The sequence below is a fragment of the Photobacterium sp. BZF1 genome, from assembly GCF_014349205.1.
Lineage (GTDB): Bacteria > Pseudomonadota > Gammaproteobacteria > Enterobacterales > Vibrionaceae > Photobacterium.
The window spans coordinates 1-3894 of the sequence record NZ_JACSOF010000260.1 but is presented as its reverse complement, the minus strand read 5'-3'; the positions used below and the strand labels follow the sequence as shown (position 1 = coordinate 3894).

The 3894-nt window shown below is 47.2% G+C and carries 4 protein-coding genes and 1 tRNA gene; all 5 read right to left on the bottom strand.

All coding sequences use genetic code 11. The annotated features are described in order from the left end of the window. Positions 1 to 240: 240 nt before the first annotated feature. The gene (locus tag BIZ37_RS29640; protein ID WP_107299544.1) at positions 241 to 450 is read right to left on the bottom strand and encodes a hypothetical protein; all 210 of its coding nucleotides are present in this window, start codon (positions 448 to 450) and stop codon (positions 241 to 243) included. Between the two features lie 92 nt (positions 451 to 542). Continuing rightward, the gene (locus tag BIZ37_RS29635; protein WP_187464598.1) at positions 543 to 1976 is read right to left on the bottom strand and encodes a PLP-dependent aminotransferase family protein; all 1434 of its coding nucleotides are present in this window, start codon (positions 1974 to 1976) and stop codon (positions 543 to 545) included. Positions 1977 to 2129: 153 nt separating this feature from the next. After that, positions 2130 to 2215: transfer RNA gene (locus BIZ37_RS29630), tRNA-Leu, on the bottom strand. Positions 2216 to 2388: 173 nt separating this feature from the next. Beyond that, a complete protein-coding gene (locus tag BIZ37_RS29625) occupies positions 2389 to 3399 on the bottom strand; it encodes a LacI family DNA-binding transcriptional regulator (RefSeq protein ID WP_187464597.1) in 1011 nt (336 codons plus the stop codon). Positions 3400 to 3624: 225 nt separating this feature from the next. Next, a partial coding sequence (locus BIZ37_RS29620) for a ChbG/HpnK family deacetylase (RefSeq protein ID WP_222939894.1) occupies positions 3625 to 3894 on the bottom strand: 270 nt, incomplete at its 5' end.

Sequence of the window (3894 nt, the reverse complement as noted above, 5' to 3'; positions counted from 1 at the left end):
TGCCCACACAGATTGCATGGTCAAATTGTTAAAGAACAATCCGCTACGTTGCCGGCTTAAGTTGCCGTGCTCCGTGTCGGTGAGGTGGCATTATAGAGACTTCGATCACATTGGCAATAGCAAAAATGCATTTATTTCATTTAAATTAACCAAGCGCTCAATAAACAGACAATAGCTCTATTTTGCGCATAAATCCCCTACAAGCCACTCCCATTAAGCAAAGGCCTATTCTGTAAACACCTAGTTTTTCTGCTCCAAACGTAAGGTATAACGTATCGCCCAAGCGGCAATAGCAAACAATAAAAAGGGGATTCCGGCTGCTGTATACTCAACCCAAGCGTATTGAATCAGCTGTTTGGCCAAAATGAGGTGGCCAAAAACCAACAACAACGCACACCCAACAGCAACAATTATCAGCTTCAGCTCTGCTGTAATACCTTTCCATCCCATGTTTTCCTCCTTCTGTCTTCAATACACCAATATTGAATAGGAGAACTGATAAATTCAGGTAGTACAGTTTGCGTAACAAATATCGAAACAGTTTATTGTTTATGGCAGCTGAGTAGTTGGGCCAGTGAGCTCAATGCCTCGTAATTTTGAGCGGTGAGCTCATAACTACTATTAATACGAATACAATGACGGTACTTCTCGTCCAGAGAAAACAACGTACCAGGAGCTATGCTGATACGATACCGCTCTAGTAATAGTGCTAACAACTCGGAGCTATCTACATCAAATGGGAGCCCAACCCATAGAAAATACCCCCCATCCGGTTTGGTAACTGTCGTACCAACAGGGAACAATCGCTGAATGGCTTCCCTCATTGTCTGCTGCCTCGCTAACAACGTTCGGCGCAGTTGTCGCAGGTGGCTATCATATCTCCCCTCCTTTATGTAACTGACAATGGCATGCTGGTTGGGTACGGGGGCCGAGAGGGTCGACATAAACTGAAGTTCGGTAACTTGCTGGGTGAACCGTCCAGCAAGAGTCCAACCAATACGAAACCCTGGCGCAAGGGATTTAGAGAATGAAGCGCAATGGATCACCATCCCTTTACTATCTATAGACTTGAAGCAAGAAGGTTTACTCGCCCCGTAATAGAGCTCGCCATAAACATCATCTTCTATAATGGCAATATTTTGGGCTACCAGAAGATCATACACAGCTTGTTGCCGCTCAGGGGAAAGGCTCGCTCCTGTTGGATTTTGGAAATTGCTCATCAACCAGCATGCTTTGATAGGGTAGCGCTCTATGCAAGTTATCAGTGCTGCCATATCTAGACCTTTCACAGGACAGACAGGTACCTCAACAGCCTTGAGATGAAGCCTTTCAATAGCCTGAAGGACGCCATAGAATGCAGGTGACTCAACCAGTACCGTATCACCAGGCTTTGTCACAGCTGCTAAGCCCAATCCGAGTGCTTCTGTTGCCCCGGAGGTAATCACGACTTGATCGGTACTAACATTAATACCCGCTTTGGCATATCGCTGGCTGATTGCCCGCCGCAAAGACTCACACCCAGGCGCTAAATCAGTAATACCACTATCGTATGGCATGGTTTTCACTGCGCGACTCAACAACCGGCCTAATGTCGGCACCGGGAATAGACTAGGGTCGGGAAATGCAGAGCCAAAGGGGATCACACCTGGCTGCTTGATGCCTTTCATGACTTCAAAAACATGCCGGTTGATGTTGATAGATTGGTTTACGACCTGAGGATGCGGTAATGACGGGGCATTAAGTTGGTTAAAATGCGGCGCGACAAAATATCCACTTTGTGGCTTGGCACGGATCCAGCCATCAAGCTCCAACTGCTCATAAGCTTTCATCACCGTCATTGGGCTGATGGACTGCAATTGACTCATTTTACGAATCGATGGGATTCGCTCACCTGGCAACCAAACTTGCTGGTTGATCTGCTGCTTTATCAGTTCAATAACAGTGATAGCCGGGCTTGGCTCTTTCCTTGGCGGCATGGCCTAATTCATATCATTGCTGTGGGATAGCTACTATAAGCAATCTTTTACCAAGTGACAGCTCGAGTGGTGAGTTATGAGAAGAAAGTTCAGTTTGCTGAGGTTTAGATACAACAAAGCCCCGACTTTCGTCGAGGCTTTGTCATTTTAAAATGGTGCCCGGGGCCGGACTTGAACCGGCACAGTTATTCACCGGCGGATTTTGAATCCGCTGCGTCTACCAATTTCGCCACCCGGGCAGATGCGGCTCATTATACGTATATCAGCCTGATAGACAATCATTTTTTTAACCCTTATCGAAAACCGCCGCTCAAGCGTATGGTATGCAGCCAATACGCTCAGAACGCCACCGCAACGTTTAAAAACCGGCGCTTCCAAATCGCCCTCAGCCATTACTATGAATGTTCGAAAATCACGCTGTAGGGACTGCCTGCTTGCTTACACTGCCTCGAAAGCGTAACTCGGGTAAAAAGTGTTGGGTGATAGCGCACTCTTTTTGGTTAATTTGACACATCAAGAGTTCAACGGCCGTTTGGGCCATTTGACTAATGGGAAAGTGAACCGACGATACCTGCGGGTAAAGCGCGTCACAAAGCTCAATACTATCAAAACTGATCAAGGAGAGTTGTTGCGGCAAAATAACACTCTGTTCATGAAAATATTGCAATGCTCCGAGGGTCATTTCCTCACTACATGAAAACAAAGCCGTCATTGCAGGTGCAGAACGGTGTAGCTGTTTTGCTGCTAAATAGCCACTTTTCCTTCCATAGTCCCCTTCAACACAAAGCGCAGGCTCGAACCTGATATCCGCCTGCTGCAACGCTTCTTTGTACCCCTGTAGACGGAGGTGGCTACTTGTTCGGCTCAGTGCCCCGGAAATACAGCCGATATTACGATGCCCCTGCTGTATCAGATGCTCCACCGCTAATTTTGCCGCCAGAGGATGATCAAAAGTAATACAGCGTGGCTCCAAACCTTCGACCACCCTATCCAAGAGCACAAACGGGGTAGGCTCTTGTGCTAATGCCCTCAACTCATCATCACTTAAGTGGCGGCTATTCAAAACATACCCTTCACACCTAAGCGCATGGAACCGCCTAATCGCTTCCCGCTCCCCTTCCGCGCTGTGATGCCCTTGTGCTGTAATAAGAAACTTATTGTGCTGATCCAGCTCTGCCTGTACTTGCTCCATCATTTGACCAAAGAAGCCACCGGTATAATAGGTAACAAGCAGCCCGGTCATATTGGATGAGGCAGTGGCCAGCGAGCGGGCAATAGCACTTGGCCGGTAGTTGAGATCGGTCATCGCTTGCTCAACTTTCCTTTTGGTATCAGAACGAAATGTCCCTTCCCCATTTATAATTCGCGATACTGTTGAGCGGTGAACCCCGGCCAATGCTGCAACATCTTTTATACTTGCCATGGCAGTTGCATTTCCTCCTTCAGCATAAATTATCCACCATCATCTCCGGCTTATAAATCCAGTTAGCGACTATAGAATGATTTTATAAGCACATGAAGCCAGTAATGACCACATCCTTATCCACGGGCCCGACACATAGCAAGTTGCCAGTAGAGAGCACCCATAACGATTTAGGGGGGAAGGTGCACTACTGACAACTGCTATTTCGATGACTGTTGAAAAGCATTAGCCTTTAATGGACAGAAAATTCCCCACCGTCACCCCCCATTGTTCTAGTGATTCTCCCAGCCTTGCATCAGTAAGGATCTCTAACTCCATCGCTCTGGGTAAGGCATAGCCACTCGATTCAAGCAAGGGCTGATCGATGTAGGCAGGATGACACATGACTTCCAATACCTCACACTGCCCCCGATAATGCCTGATGATAGCGAGTAGCTTATCGACACTCAGCGACTCACCATAAAAGTTTTGGCTGAAAACATAGTCTTTTTTATT